This is a genomic window from Cupriavidus gilardii, from assembly GCF_013347325.1.
In the GTDB taxonomy this organism is placed as follows: Bacteria; Pseudomonadota; Gammaproteobacteria; order Burkholderiales; family Burkholderiaceae; genus Cupriavidus; species Cupriavidus gilardii.
The window spans coordinates 817,539-830,196 of record NZ_CP054626.1; the positions used below are offsets into that span (position 1 = coordinate 817,539).

The 12,658-nt window shown below is 65.1% G+C and carries 14 protein-coding genes; 7 read left to right on the forward strand and 7 right to left on the reverse strand.

Going from position 1 to position 12,658, the window contains the following annotated elements:
* Positions 1-2: 2 nt before the first annotated feature.
* The 7 genes from clpK (at position 3) to FOB47_RS13885 (ending at position 9,348) form a co-directional block, all read left to right on the forward strand.
* Positions 3-2,852, forward strand: a complete 2,850-nt coding sequence (gene clpK, locus FOB47_RS13855) for a heat shock survival AAA family ATPase ClpK (RefSeq protein WP_174782435.1) — start codon at positions 3-5, stop codon at positions 2,850-2,852.
* A gap of 16 nt (positions 2,853-2,868) precedes the next feature.
* Positions 2,869-4,299, forward strand: coding sequence for a cardiolipin synthase (gene cls / locus FOB47_RS13860; protein WP_174781341.1), 1,431 nt, complete (start codon positions 2,869-2,871; stop codon positions 4,297-4,299).
* 27 nt (positions 4,300-4,326) lie between these two features.
* On the forward strand, positions 4,327-6,210 hold the full coding sequence (ftsH, locus tag FOB47_RS13865; RefSeq protein ID WP_174781342.1) for an ATP-dependent zinc metalloprotease FtsH: 1,884 nt from the start codon (positions 4,327-4,329) through the stop codon (positions 6,208-6,210).
* Complete coding sequence (gene trxC / locus FOB47_RS13870) at positions 6,207-6,647, forward strand: thioredoxin TrxC (protein ID WP_028914928.1); 441 nt, start codon at positions 6,207-6,209, stop codon at positions 6,645-6,647. The genes ftsH and trxC overlap by 4 nt, the downstream gene beginning before the upstream one ends.
* Before the next feature lie 75 nt (positions 6,648-6,722).
* A complete protein-coding gene (psiE-GI, locus tag FOB47_RS13875) occupies positions 6,723-7,223 on the forward strand; it encodes a heat resistance protein PsiE-GI (protein WP_174781343.1) in 501 nt (166 codons plus the stop codon).
* Positions 7,201-8,166: a zinc metalloprotease HtpX gene (locus FOB47_RS13880; protein ID WP_174781344.1), complete on the forward strand. Its 966-nt coding sequence runs from the start codon at positions 7,201-7,203 to the stop codon at positions 8,164-8,166. The genes psiE-GI and FOB47_RS13880 overlap by 23 nt, the downstream gene beginning before the upstream one ends.
* Before the next feature lie 30 nt (positions 8,167-8,196).
* On the forward strand, positions 8,197-9,348 hold the full coding sequence (locus tag FOB47_RS13885; RefSeq protein WP_174781345.1) for a S1C family serine protease: 1,152 nt from the start codon (positions 8,197-8,199) through the stop codon (positions 9,346-9,348).
* Positions 9,349-9,366: 18 nt separating this feature from the next.
* Here FOB47_RS13885 and FOB47_RS13890 read toward each other — a convergent pair whose 3' ends face one another.
* From FOB47_RS13890 to FOB47_RS13920, 7 genes are read right to left on the reverse strand one after another with little or no spacing between them, the layout of a single operon-like run.
* Complete coding sequence (locus FOB47_RS13890; protein ID WP_174781346.1) at positions 9,367-9,834, reverse strand: lysozyme; 468 nt, start codon at positions 9,832-9,834, stop codon at positions 9,367-9,369.
* Positions 9,831-10,163, reverse strand: a complete 333-nt coding sequence (locus tag FOB47_RS13895) for a DUF2793 domain-containing protein (RefSeq protein ID WP_174781347.1) — start codon at positions 10,161-10,163, stop codon at positions 9,831-9,833. Before FOB47_RS13895 ends, FOB47_RS13890 begins: the two co-directional genes overlap by 4 nt.
* Before the next feature lies 1 nt (position 10,164).
* Positions 10,165-10,743, reverse strand: a complete 579-nt coding sequence (locus tag FOB47_RS13900; protein ID WP_244959426.1) for a phage tail tube protein — start codon at positions 10,741-10,743, stop codon at positions 10,165-10,167.
* A gap of 2 nt (positions 10,744-10,745) precedes the next feature.
* Positions 10,746-10,919 carry a DUF7210 family protein gene (locus FOB47_RS13905; protein WP_009521782.1) on the reverse strand — a complete coding sequence of 58 codons (174 nt, stop codon included), beginning with the start codon at positions 10,917-10,919 and terminating at the stop codon, positions 10,746-10,748.
* Positions 10,920-10,925: 6 nt separating this feature from the next.
* On the reverse strand, positions 10,926-11,351 hold the full coding sequence (locus FOB47_RS13910; protein WP_053243729.1) for a hypothetical protein: 426 nt from the start codon (positions 11,349-11,351) through the stop codon (positions 10,926-10,928).
* 11 nt (positions 11,352-11,362) lie between these two features.
* On the reverse strand, positions 11,363-11,647 hold the full coding sequence (locus FOB47_RS13915) for a head-tail joining protein (protein WP_174781348.1): 285 nt from the start codon (positions 11,645-11,647) through the stop codon (positions 11,363-11,365).
* Entirely contained in the window at positions 11,647-12,657 is a 1,011-nt protein-coding gene (locus FOB47_RS13920; RefSeq protein WP_053243728.1) for a major capsid protein, read from the reverse strand. Before FOB47_RS13920 ends, FOB47_RS13915 begins: the two co-directional genes overlap by 1 nt.
* Position 12,658 lies beyond the last annotated feature (1 nt).

Consider the following 12,658-nt stretch of genomic DNA (forward strand, 5'->3'; position numbering starts at 1 on the left):
GCATGGCCAGAAAACAATGCCAAGTCTGCGGCCAGCCCGCCACGGTGCGGGTGGAAGCCAATCTCAATGGTCGCCACAGCACCATGCTGTTGTGTGACGATCACTATCGCCAACTGGTGCGCCAGCAAAAGCGCACCGTCTCACCGCTGGAAGCCTTGTTCGGCTCGCGCAGCGGGCTGTTCGAAGACTTCCTTGGCAGCGACTTCTTCCGTATCGGTGACGGCGCACCGTCCATGGCGGCCGCTACCGACGAGGTCGTCGATGCCTCGTTCGGCGAACCCGCCCCGGCCGGTACGGGCACCGCGCGCCGTCGCGGCAGCGGGCTCGCCAGCCGTATCAGCGAACAGTCCGAGGCCCTATTGCAGGAGGCCGCCCGACACGCTGCAGAGTTCGGGCGCGCCGAAGTCGATACCGAACACCTGCTGCTGGCGCTATCCGACAGCGACGTGGTCAAGACCATCCTGGGGCAGTTCAAGATCAAGGTCGATGACCTCAAGCGCCAGATCGAATCCGAAGCCAAGCGCGGCGAGAAGCCGTTCGAGGGCGAGATCGGCGTGTCGCCCCGGGTCAAGGACGCGCTCAGCCGTGCTTTCGTGGCCTCCAACGAACTCGGCCACTCTTATGTCGGGCCGGAGCATTTCCTGATCGGGCTCGCCGAGGAAGGCGAAGGTTTGGCGGCCAACCTGCTGCGCCGTTACGGCCTCACGCCGCAAGCGCTGCGCCAGCAGGTAAGCAAGGTGGTCGGCAAAGGGGCCGAGGATGGCCGCGCCGAGACGCCGACCAACACGCCCGAGCTGGATAAATACTCGCGCGACCTCACCAAGATGGCGCGTGAGGGCAAACTCGATCCGGTCATCGGCCGCGCGCAGGAGATCGAGACCACCATCGAAGTGCTGGCCCGGCGCAAGAAGAACAACCCGGTGTTGATCGGTGAGCCCGGCGTCGGCAAGACCGCCATCGTCGAAGGGCTGGCGCAGCGCATGGTCGCAGGCGAAGTGCCCGAGACGCTGCGTGACAAGCGTCTGGTCGAACTCAACATCAACGCCATGGTGGCCGGCGCCAAGTACCGCGGCGAGTTCGAGGAGCGCGTGCAGAAGGTGCTCAAGGAAGTGACCGAGCACCAGGGCGAGCTGATTCTCTTCATCGACGAGGTGCACACCATCGTCGGTGCAGGCCAGGGTGGCGGCGAAGGCGGGCTGGACGTGGCCAACGTGTTCAAGCCGATGATGGCGCGCGGCGAACTGAACCTGATCGGCGCCACCACGCTCAACGAGTATCAGAAGTACATCGAGAAGGACGCCGCGCTGGAGCGTCGCTTCCAGCCGGTGATGGTGCCCGAGCCGACGGTAGCGCAGACCATGATGATCCTGCGCGGCCTGCGCGACACCTTCGAGGCGCACCACAAGGTCAGCATCACCGAGGATGCGATCATCGCCGCCGCCGAGTTGTCCGACCGTTACATCACCGCGCGCTTTTTGCCTGACAAGGCCATCGACCTGCTCGACCAGGCGGCCGCACGCGTGAAGCTGTCGGCCACGGCGCGCCCGGTGGCGGTGCAAGAGATGGAGTCCGAACTGCATCAGTTGCGGCGTGAGCAGGACTATGTGGCCTCGCGCAAGCAATACGACAAGGCCGCCGAGCTGGGCAAGCGCATCGAGGCCAAGGAGACTGAACTCAAGAAACTCGTCGAGGAATGGGAACGCGAGCGCGCCTCGGGCAGCGCCGAAGTCAAGGCCGAGCATGTCGCGCAGATCGTCTCGCGCCTGACCGGCATTCCGGTCAACGAGCTGACGGTGGAAGAACGCGAGAAGCTGCTGCATCTGGAGCAGCGGCTGCACGAGCGCCTGGTGGGTCAGGACGAAGCGGTGCGCGCGGTGGCCGATTCCGTGCGGTTGTCGCGCGCGGGCCTGCGCGAAGGCGGCAAGCCGGTGGCGACTTTTCTGTTCCTCGGGCCGACCGGCGTGGGCAAGACCGAGCTCGCCAAGGCGCTGGCCGAGTCCATCTATGGCGATGAAGGTGCGCTGCTGCGCATCGACATGTCCGAGTACGGGGAACGCCATACCGTGGCACGCCTGGTGGGCGCGCCTCCGGGCTATGTCGGTTACGACGAAGGCGGTCAGCTCACCGAGAAGGTGCGGCGCAAGCCCTACAGCGTGTTGCTGCTGGACGAGATCGAGAAGGCTCACCCCGACGTCTACAACATCCTGCTGCAGGTGTTCGACGACGGGCGGCTCACCGACGGCAAGGGCCGGGTGGTGGATTTCACCAATACCATCATCATCGCCACCTCGAACTTGGGCTCGGACATCATCCAGCGTCGGCTGAAGGCCCGTGGCGCCGCCGGCGAAGAATACGAGAAGACCAAGGCCGAGGTGATGGACGTGCTGCGCGGACACTTCCGCCCCGAGTTCATCAACCGCATCGACGAGATCATCGTCTTCCATGCGCTGGGCAAGGAGGAGATCCGCCATATCGTCGGCCTGCAGCTCGATCGTGTGGCCCGCAACGCCGCCAGCCAGGGCGTGACGCTGACCTTCGATCAGACCTTGATCGATCACTTCGCGGAGGAAGGCTACAAGCCCGAGTTCGGCGCGCGTGAGCTCAAGCGGCTGATCCGCAGCGAGCTGGAAACCGCACTGGCGCGCGAGATGCTGGGTGGCGGTATCGGCAAGGGCGATCACGCCAGCGCCCGCTGGGATGACAAGGCCGAACGGGTGGTCTTCGAGCGCCAGGAGCCACCCGCGAAGCCGGCCGAGCCTGAGAAGCCCGATGCCGCGAACGTGGCTGAGGCGCCGCCGAGCGACGCGAGCAAGCCTGCGCGCAAGAAGAAGTCAGCGGACGGCGAATCTTGAGCGACGGGAGGCTGTTGTGTCCGACCCCAATGGGCTGACATGGGCAGCCACCCTCGTGTCGCTGGCGGTCGCTATCCCCACAGCGGGGCACGCGGTCATCTACAAGCGTGACCCTCGATCGGCCACGCTGTGGGTACTGCTGATCGTCTTGTTGCCGCTGGGCGGTTCGCTGCTGTATGGGCTGTTCGGCATCAACCGTTACCAGCGGCGGGCGCGGCGGCTCTTCCCGGGGGCAGATCCTGCTGCTCGGCAGGACCTCTCGCCCACGATGCCCGAGGCTGTATCGCCGCCACTTGCCGGCCTGGCCCACCTGGTGGGACGCGCCACCGGCCAGTCGCTGACCAGCGGCAACCGCATCGAGCCGCTCGTCGATGGCGAGCAGGCCTACCCGGCCATGCTCGCCGCCATCGAGTCGGCGCGGTACAGCGTCGCGCTGGCTTCGTACATCTTCGACAGCCAAGGCATCGGGGCGCAGTTCGTCGATGCGCTGCGCCGGGCTCATGAGCGCGGCGTGCAAGTGCGGGTGCTGATCGACGACGTCTATGCCCGCTGGAGGCCCCGCAGCGCCTACCGCGCCTTGCAACGCGCCGGCGTTCCGGCGGCGACGTTCAACCCGACGTTGATTCCTGCGCGCCTGCATGCCGCGCATCTGCGCAATCACCGCAAGCTGCTGGTGATCGATGGCGAGACGGGTTTCACCGGCGGCATGAACATCTTCAGCCCGTATTGGCGGCCCGATGCGCCGGGCCAGGCCTGTCACGATTTGCACTTTCGTCTGCGCGGGCCGGTGGTTGCGCACCTGATGCGGTGCTTCACCGATGACTGGTGCGATACCACAGGCGAGCGGCTCAGCGAGGCTTTCTGGGGCGAACCGCCCGCAACGGCTGATGAGCAAGGAACCTCTTGGGCGCGCGGCATCGAGGCCGGTCCCGATGAGGCCCTGGACCGGCTGCGCTGGACCTTCATGGGCGCTTTGAGCGCGGCGAAGCATTCGGTGCGCATCTGGACACCTTACTTCGTGCCCGATCAGCCGATGATCGCGGCGCTGAGCACGGCCGCGTTGCGCGGCGTGCGCGTCGAGGTGCTGACGCCCGCAAACGGCGACCATCCCACGGTGCAATGGGCCGCGCGCGCCCACTACTGGCAGGTGCTGGAGCACGGTGTACGCATCTTCGAACGGCCTGGCCCGTTCGACCACAGCAAGCTGATGCTGATAGACGGCCAGTGGTGCTGCCTGGGTTCGGCCAATTGGGATGCGCGCAGCCTGCGCCTCAACTTCGAGTTCAATGTGGAGGTGTACGACACCGCGCTGTCTACGCGGCTGGAATCCCTTTTTGATGCCGCCCGTGATGCATCGAACGAGATATCGGCCATGGCGTTGCGCGCCCGCCCGCTGGCCATCCGCTTGCGCGACGGGGTGGCCCGTCTGTTCACCCCCATTCTCTAGCGGCACGACTTGCGAGGAACATTGCCCATGGAAAAGAAAGATCAATGGAACATTGGCTACTGGATCGTCGCCGGCCTGTTGCTGCTGACGCTGCAGAACTACTGGCAGGCGGCCAAGACCGTCGAGCCCGTGCCCTACAGCGAATTCGAGAAGGCGCTGGCCGAGGGGCGCATCGCCGAAGTGCTGGTGGCGGACCGCACGGTCACCGGGCGCCTGAAATCGCCGGACAGCCGGGGCAAGACCACCATCGTGGCCACCCGTGTCGAACCCGACCTGGCCGAGCGGCTGTCCAAGTACGACGTGCCCTATGCGCGGGTGGTGGAAAGCACCTGGCTGCGTGATGTGCTCTCCTGGATTCTGCCGGCGGTGGCCTTCTTCGGCGTCTGGTTCTTCCTGTTCCGCCGCTTCGCCGAGAAGCAGGGCATGGGTGGCTTCCTGAGCATCGGCAAGAGCCGTGCCAAGGTATTCATGGAGAAGAACACTGGCGTGACCTTTGCCGATGTCGCTGGCGTCGATGAAGCCAAGGCGGAGTTGGTTGAGATCGTCGATTTCCTCAAGAATCCGCAGGAGTATGGACGGCTCGGGGCGCGCATTCCCAAGGGCGTGTTGCTGGTCGGCCCACCGGGCACCGGCAAGACATTGCTGGCCAAGGCTGTTGCCGGCGAGGCGGCGGTGCCCTTCTTCTCCATCTCCGGATCAGAGTTTGTCGAGATGTTCGTCGGCGTGGGTGCGGCCCGTGTGCGCGACCTGTTCGAGCAGGCCCGCGGGCAGGCGCCGGCCATCATCTTCATCGACGAGCTCGATGCGCTGGGCCGCGCGCGCGGCGTCGGCGGCCCCATCGGCGGCCACGACGAGCGCGAGCAGACCCTCAACCAGCTGCTCACGGAGATGGACGGCTTCGACAGCTCGGTCGGGCTGATCATCCTCGCCGCCACCAACCGCCCCGAAATCCTCGACCAGGCGCTGCTGCGCGCCGGTCGCTTCGACCGTCAGGTGCTGGTGGACCGGCCCGACAAGAAGGGACGGCTGGACATCCTGAAAGTCCACGTCAAGAAGGTGACGCTGGCTCAGGATATCGATCTCGAACAGGTGGCGGCGCTGACCACCGGCTTTTCCGGCGCTGATCTGGCCAATCTCGTGAACGAAGCAGCGCTGAACGCGACGCGGCGCAAAGCGCAGGCTGTGGAACTGCAAGACTTCACCGCCGCCATCGAGCGCATCGTGGCCGGCTTGGAAAGGAAGAACCGTGTGCTCAATCCGAAGGAGCGGGAAACCGTGGCCTATCACGAGATGGGGCATGCGCTGGTGGCGCTGGCGCTGCCCGGCACCGATCCGGTACACAAGATATCGATCATTCCGCGTGGCATCGGTGCACTCGGCTACACCCTGCAGCGGCCCACCGAAGACAGATTTCTGATGACACGTGCCGACCTGGAGCACAAGATCGCCGTGCTCCTGGGAGGGCGCGCGGCTGAGAAGCTCGTGTTTGGCGAGCTGTCCACAGGGGCTTCAGACGATCTCGCGCGGGCCACCGACATCGCCCGCGACATGATTACACGCTTCGGCATGGATGAGGGCTTGGGGTACGTTGCTTTTGAGGCACAGAGGCCGCGTTTTCTTGATGCGCCTGAACTGGTACAGGGTGGCTGCCGGGTAGCCGAATCGACTCAGACACGCATCGACCAAGCCATCCGTGACATCGTGATGGGTGTGTTTGATCGTGCATACCGAATTCTCGAAATCAACCGAGAAGTGCTGGAGCGGTGCGCGCGCGAACTGCTCGCACGGGAAACGCTGGATGAATACAGCATCCGGCAACTGACGCAAGGGCTACAGCTCGAATCCCCATGTCACAGCGGCCCAACTGCCGGAGCCATGACTTCCTCTGTGTCTCAAGGAGTCACCTCATGAGTGACAGCATTCATATCGTCTGCCCACACTGCCAATCCATCAATCGCGTGCCAGCCAACAAGTTGGCAGAGAAGCCCAATTGCGGGCGGTGCCAGCACCCGCTGTTCACCGGAGAACCCATTGATCTGACCACAGCGACCTTCGCCCGTCATCTGGAGCGCAGTGACCTGCCGCTGCTGGTTGACTTTTGGGCGCCGTGGTGCGGACCGTGCAAGATGATGGCGCCGCAGTTCGAGCAGGCAGCCTCCCTGCTTGAACCCAAGGTGAGGTTGGCCAAGGTAAATACCGAGGCCGAGCCTCACCTGGCCGCCCAGTTCGGTATTCGCAGCATTCCAACCCTGATTTTGTTCCGAGGGGGACATGAGGTTGCACGTCAGGCGGGCGCCACGGGCGCGCAGGACATTATGCGCTGGGTGGCTTCGCAATTGCCCCGATGATTCAGGTGCAATCGAGTCGTCTTCTCGGACTCCCCGTTCCATTAACGTTTCATTGAAAGAGGGAGCGCAACGCTTATGCATAAAGAATCTGGCCACACGGCCCTTGACGAGATGCGCTCCCAGTGGCGGTTGATGACGGTTTACGAGCGCTTCGAGCAGGTCGTCGCCCTCGTTCTGTCGGCGGTAATTGCCGTCATCATCGTGGTGTCGCTGTTCCAGCTCATCTCTATAGTCGTCACACTGCTGGTCCTCGATGCCTTCAATCCCCTGGATCACAAGGTATTCCAGAGTGTGTTCGGCATGATCATGACGCTCTTGATCGCGATGGAGTTCAAGCATTCCATCGTGCGCGTGGCGCTGCGTCGGGACAGCATCATCCAGGTCAAGACCGTGATCCTCATCGGCCTGATCGCGCTGGCGCGCAAGTTCGTGATCCTCGACGCCGAGGCGAGCCCTGGCAAGATCGCCGCGCTTGCAGGAGCCACGCTGGCGCTTGGTGCCACTTACTGGCTGCTGCGCGAGCGCGACGACCGCGCCGCCGAGACATCTGAGCATGACCCGTCATCATCCCAGTGACCCGCGCGCGGCGTTGTTGCAACACCGCTGGCTCAACCGCCTGCAGACCGGGCTGTTGATCCTGACCCTGGTCGGGATCGCAGCCGCCGCAGGAAGCCTGCTGTTCGGGGAAAGCGGCCTGTGGCTCGCGCTGTTTGCCGTTGCAGGCACGCTGCTGCTGGAACCGGCAGCCGCATCCGCCTTGACCTTGCGCCTATACCGCGCCCGGGCGCTGCACCCGCACGAAGCCCCGGAAATTTGGGCCCTGTTGCGCGAGCTGTCCGTCCGTGCCGGTTTGCCCGCAACGCCGGTGCCGCACTACGTGCCCAGTGCCGTCGTCAACGCCTTCGCCACCGGCTCGAAGCAGCATGCATCGATCGCCCTCACCGATGGCCTGCTGCGCAACCTGAGTTCGCGCGAACTGGCGGGTGTGCTCGCGCACGAGGTCGCGCACATCGCTAATGAGGATATGCGTGTCATGGGGCTGGCGGATTCCGTCAGTCGCCTCACGAGCCTGCTGGCTATGGTCGGACAGATCGCTATTGTGTTCAGCTTGCCCGCACTGCTGGCCGGCGCGGTGGCGGTCAATTGGCCTGGACTGCTTCTGCTGGCCGCCTCGCCCCAGCTGGCCCTGCTCGCACAGCTCGGCTTGTCTCGCGTGCGTGAGTTCGACGCTGACCGCCTCGCGGCGGAACTGACCGGCGACCCGCAAGGGCTGGCGTCCGCGCTGGCGAAGATCGAGCGGGTCAGTCGCTCCTGGCGTGCCTGGCTGTGGCCGGGATGGGGCAATCCCGAGCCTTCCTGGTTGCGCACGCATCCGGCAACGCAAGATCGCATCTCACGCCTGCTGACGTTGGCGCCTGGACCAGCAACAGCCTTGCCGTTTCACGCGCCCCATTTCTTGCCGGAATCCGCTGTGACGCCGCGCCCGCCGCGCTGGCGCCCGAGCGGGCTGTGGCGCTGATTGCCTATCAATATCAACAGGAGACTTCTCATGGCCTACCCCGACCCGTACGGTCGCCCGCCACAGGACCACTTTATCCGTCGCTGGCTCTTCATCACCGCCTGCATTGCCGCGCTCATGCTGCTGTGGCAGTTTCTGCCCGCCATCGAGGACTGGTTCAGTCCGCGCGAGGCGGCAGAACGGACTGTGACGGCGCGCGGCGACCTGGCGGCGGACGAGAAAGCCACCATCGAACTGTTCGAAAAATCGCGCGCCTCGGTGGTCTACATCACCACCGCGCAATTAGTACGCGATGTCTGGACGCGTAACGTCTTCTCCGTGCCGCGTGGCACCGGCTCGGGCTTCATCTGGGACGACGCCGGCCACGTCGTCACCAACTTCCACGTCATCCAGGGCGCGTCCGAAGCCACCGTCAAACTGGCCGACGGCCGCGACTACCAGGCCGCGCTGGTGGGGGTAAGCCCAGCGCACGACATCGCTGTGCTCAAGATCGGCGTCGGTTTCAAGCGCCCGCCGGCCGTGCCGGTCGGCACCAGTGCCGACCTCAAGGTGGGTCAGAAGGTGTTCGCTATCGGCAACCCCTTCGGCCTGGACTGGACGCTCACCACCGGCATCGTCTCCGCGCTCGACCGCTCGTTACCGGGAGAAGCGGGCGGCCCGGCCATTGATCACCTGGTCCAGACCGACGCCGCCATTAACCCCGGCAACTCGGGCGGCCCCCTGCTCGATTCGGCAGGGCGGCTTATCGGCATCAACACGGCGATCTACAGCCCCTCCGGCGCCTCGGCCGGGATTGGTTTCGCCGTGCCGGTGGACACCGTCATGCGCGTAGTGCCGCAACTCATCAAGTCCGGCAGATACATCCGCCCGGCGCTTGGCATCGAGGTGGACGAACAGCTCAATCAGCGCCTGCTGGCGCTGACCGGAAGCAAGGGCGTGTTCGTGCTGCGTGTCACCCCCGGCTCTGCAGCGCACAAAGCCGGGCTCGCGGGGGTCGAGATTACCCCACAAGGCATCGTGCCCGGCGACCGCATCATCGGTGTTGATGGCAAGGCGACGGACGATGTGGCTAAGCTGCTCGCGCGGCTAGACGACAGGAAGGTCGGCGATGTCGTGGTCTTGTCAGTGGAACGGGCCGGCAAAACGCGCGAAGTGCGTGTGGAGCTGCAACCGGGGATTTGATCGAGTCGACCCGGCCTATCAGGCGGCGCGGAGCAGGCAAGTCGCCTCGGCCTCCCGCCGCGTGACAAGCCCCGGCAGCACCTTGCCACCGCCAAAGACCCAGCGCCGCAGCTCGGTTGCGGCGCTGGGCCAGTCGCGCTGATTGACTCGCCTCCGTAGCGTCGACGTCTGCAGCCGCCCCGCGCCGAGGTTGAACGTGAAGTCCACGATGGCGGCGAGCCTGCTCTCGGGTTCGGTGGCCAGCACCGGGCAGTAGCGCAGCGTTGCGGCGAGTGCCGTCTGCAGATCTCGAACCAGATAGACCTCGGCTTCGGCCTCGCTGATCGGTGGGTGCTTCGGATCGCAGAGATGGCCGTAACCAATCGTCCAGAAACCTGCGGGGCACACGTAGGGGATGGCGCTGATTTCCGTGCCGCGCTTCACCTTGCGTTCGAACCCTTCGAAGCGCTTGGCCAGCTCGATGGCCATTTTCGGCACCGCGATCACGGCCGCACCCGGTCGAACACGCGCCCGAGGAACCAGAAGTTCAGCACCCCGGCCCACAGCGCCTGATCGGCCTCCGTCCACCCCGCATCGATGCGGACGGCGATCTGGCCGGCTTTCCCGACCCACGCGCCGGTAGGATTAGCCGCCACAATGTAGCGATCGCCGTTGGCGGGCGTGGCCGGTGGCGTGGCTTGAGCGCGCGACTTCACCGACAACTGCAGGACGGCATCGAGCAGCTTCAGGTTCGCATCCATCCCCGCGTTCCAGCCCGATTCGCGGGCGGTCCACCCGTAATTCACGCCCAGGTTCGGGCCAATCAGTGCAGCCATCTCATTCTCCGTAGGTTGCCCCGTAAAACATGCCGTAGCCACGGCACTCGGGGATGTCGATCTGCTGGGCCTGCCAGCTGGTGTAGGCGTAGTCGACCTTGAACGGCTCCACGTAGGGGCCGCCCGTCGTCTTGTCGTTGATGACCAGCGATCCGTGCTTGGCATTGAGGCTGTACTGGGCGACGGGCAGCGTCTTGGGCGTGCCCGAGGCGTCCTTGACCACCACCGAGGAGACGTTCTGCTTGGCGAGCAGGTACAGGCTTCCTGCCGTGACCGGGTTGGGCAGTGCCTCGGCCGTCACCGTGCCGCTAACCTGTTCGATGGTCGTGCCGTAGAGTGCCAGGCCCAGATTCACCGCGATCAGCTCTTCCAGCGTGCAGGCGAATTCGCCCTTCTTGGTCTTGATCAGCTGCAGGTCCGTCAGGCGTTGTCCGCTGGTGGACTCCTGGTGCTCCAACGTCTCCACTGACAGCGATACCTTGAGCTCGGGCACGTTGCCGACAAAACTCAGGCCTTGCGGGTTGCCGGCAGTGTCGCGGGCGCCGATGTATACGCGGCCTTGTCCAGAAAAGTACGGCATGGTCAGTCTCCTTTGCGGGAAGTGGTGTTGGGTTTGCTATCGGCCTCCGGGGGCGCAGGCTGGGCGACGCCGTGCTCGATGAGCCAGCGGGCAGTGGCCTCGTCGAGCTCGAGGTGGGTGCCGGGGGAGTGAAGCACCCCGGCGTGGGTGTGAGGTTTCAGCAGTTCAAGGGTCATGGAAAGTCATCCGTTCTTGGTCAGGTCCAGGGCGTGGGTGCGGTAGCGAATCTCGTAGCGGGCGGGCATTGCGACGGCGCCGGCATCCGCGTCCTCGGCGTCCCATTCGCAGTCGATTTCGTGGAGCAGGAGCGAAAGGCCGCCGAGGCTCGCGTCGCGCATCAGTGCCACGTGGACCGCCACCAGCGTCTGATCGGCCTGGTCGAACGCGTCCTCGCCGCGCGTCACCACGGTGAGACGCAGGGTGAGGGCTCGATCCACAAGGTGATTCGCGTGGCCGGCGATGCTGTCGCTTTCGGCAAAGACGAGCAGCGCGGGGCTGGCTTCGCGGGTGATGGGTATGGTCGGATGGCGCAGCACCGGCATAGGCGCGACGGCGTCCGACAGACGTGCCACGACCTCGCGCAGGATGCGCTCGCGGATGGAGTTCATGCTGTGGGTCCTCAGAGACGGGAGAGGTCGGCGCGACGCTCGCTGCCATCGCCGATGCTGCGGACATCGCGCACCTGGTAGGTGACGCCGGCAATGGAAAGCGTGTGGCCTGTGGCAAGTTCCGGCAGCGCGGACGCAGGAAAGCGAATCGTGTAGTCGGCCGCGCGAAGCAGACCGTCAAGCACGGTTTCATCAGCAGACGAAAAATCCACCGCAACGCTTTTCCCATCGACATCGGCGATCACCAGCAGGCCGGCACGATCAGCGGCCTCGTAGAGCCGTTCGATCAGGCCCATCAGGCCATCACCAGCTTGACCAGCAGCGCCGGGCGGTGGCACAGCGGCAGCGGATTGGCCTGCGTGTGCAGATCGGTGCCCCGGTCGAATTTGCGCGGCTCCTGCTTGGCGTACAGCGGCAGCGCCACCGTGTTGGCCGTCTCGTTGAAGTCGGCCGGCGCGTAGTAGGTGGCGAAGGTGTCCATCGTGCCCAGCGGCAGGATGTGGCCCTCGTCGGCCTCGACGAAGCGGCGCACGGCACTGCCCGGTGCAACCGCGCGGCCGCGATGCTCCTCGAAGGTGACCCCGGCGAAGGTGAAGCCCGCGCGCATATCGGTGCGCAGTGCCTGGCCATCCTGCCAGCGGTCGTAGGCGGCCTTGACCTCATCGTGGCCGGTGAGCGCGTCGAAGAAATCCTCGCCAACGAAGGCATGCAGGCCGCTCATCCGCTCGCCCTGCAGGTTGTCCTCGACGTAGCGGACGACATCCAGGCAGGCCTTCTTCACATCCCAGCCGTTGGCCGGATTGGAAATGTTGAAGGTGAAGGTCTTGGGCGTGATCCCGAACTCGTTGTAGAGGTCGTAGATGACGCTGCCATCAGCGTCGAGGATCTGGCCCTTCAACGCCCCGAAGCGCAGATGCTCCAGCGTGATCGCGTGCTTGTTGCGCATCGTCTGCAGGTGCTGCGCCATCACCCCCGCGACGGTCTGCAGTTCGGTTTCCGAGCCGAAGGCGCGGATGCCCTGGACTTCCTCGGGCAGGATCACGTCGTCGTGCGGGATGTGGGGGATGGTGAACGAGCGCACCTTGCGCTTGCCGCGCACGCCTACGGTGCCGGGCGAGCCCGGGGGCATCGTCGGCAACAGCGTGAGCACGCCGTTCTGCTCTTCGACGATCACCGAGCGGAAGCGCTGCGGCTTGTCGACGAACAGGCCCATCGCGCCCAGGCGGTCGTAGTTGTTCGGCAGCAGGTTGATGGCGGCAGTCAGCGCCGACATCGAGAAGGCGGGGTTTTCGAAGATGTTCTGCATG

Coding starts and splice junctions, on each gene's coding strand:
- ftsH (WP_174781342.1), top strand. CDS start 4,327: ATGGAAAAGAAAGATCAATGGAACATTGGCTACTGGATCGTCGCCGGC.
- psiE-GI (WP_174781343.1), top strand. CDS start 6,723: ATGCATAAAGAATCTGGCCACACGGCCCTTGACGAGATGCGCTCCCAG.
- trxC (WP_028914928.1), top strand. CDS start 6,207: ATGAGTGACAGCATTCATATCGTCTGCCCACACTGCCAATCCATCAAT.
- FOB47_RS13920 (WP_053243728.1), bottom strand. CDS start 12,657: ATGCAGAACATCTTCGAAAACCCCGCCTTCTCGATGTCGGCGCTGACT.
- FOB47_RS13905 (WP_009521782.1), bottom strand. CDS start 10,919: ATGACCCTTGAACTGCTGAAACCTCACACCCACGCCGGGGTGCTTCAC.
- FOB47_RS13885 (WP_174781345.1), top strand. CDS start 8,197: ATGGCCTACCCCGACCCGTACGGTCGCCCGCCACAGGACCACTTTATC.
- FOB47_RS13915 (WP_174781348.1), bottom strand. CDS start 11,647: ATGGGCCTGATCGAACGGCTCTACGAGGCCGCTGATCGTGCCGGCCTG.
- clpK (WP_174782435.1), top strand. CDS start 3: ATGGCCAGAAAACAATGCCAAGTCTGCGGCCAGCCCGCCACGGTGCGG.
- FOB47_RS13910 (WP_053243729.1), bottom strand. CDS start 11,351: ATGAACTCCATCCGCGAGCGCATCCTGCGCGAGGTCGTGGCACGTCTG.
- FOB47_RS13880 (WP_174781344.1), top strand. CDS start 7,201: ATGACCCGTCATCATCCCAGTGACCCGCGCGCGGCGTTGTTGCAACAC.
- FOB47_RS13900 (WP_244959426.1), bottom strand. CDS start 10,743: ATGCCGTACTTTTCTGGACAAGGCCGCGTATACATCGGCGCCCGCGAC.
- FOB47_RS13895 (WP_174781347.1), bottom strand. CDS start 10,163: ATGGCTGCACTGATTGGCCCGAACCTGGGCGTGAATTACGGGTGGACC.